1 protein-coding gene is annotated in these 450 nt (G+C 76.9%); it reads right to left on the reverse strand.

Annotated elements, in window-relative coordinates; all coding sequences use genetic code 11:
- A partial coding sequence (locus tag GTW67_RS22905) for an FAD-dependent oxidoreductase (protein WP_161166689.1) occupies positions 1 to 450 on the reverse strand: 450 nt, incomplete at both ends.

Below are 450 nucleotides of genomic sequence, written 5' to 3' on the forward strand. Positions count from 1 at the left end.
GAGCCGAGCACGTCAAGCAGGAAGCCGATGTCGGTCTCCGGGACCTCGGGGACGTCCGGGACCGGGCCGTCCACGGGCTCGTCGGTCAGTCCCACGTAGACCCGGCCGTCCCCCTGGGGCAGGACGAGGACGAAGCGGTTGGTCTCCCCGGGGACCGGGACGTGCAGTCCCGCGGGCAGCGGGCCGAGGTGCTCCGAGCGCAGCACCAGGTGGGTGCCGCGGGAGGGCCGGATCCGGATGCCGTCCACGAGGCCGCCGGCCCACACCCCGGAGGCGTTGATCACGGCGCGGGCGCGGATCAGGCCCTCCTCGCCGGTGACCTCGTCGCGGATCCGGGCGCCGGACCCGGTGAGCTCCAGCGCCCGCACCCGGGTCAGGATCCGGGCGCCGTGCGCGGCGGCGGTGCGGGCCAGGGCGGTCACCAGCCGGGCGTCGTCGGTGAGCCGGCCG

It is taken from the genome of Streptomyces sp. SID5910 (assembly GCF_009862125.1).
In the GTDB taxonomy this organism is placed as follows: Bacteria; Actinomycetota; Actinomycetes; order Streptomycetales; family Streptomycetaceae; genus Streptomyces.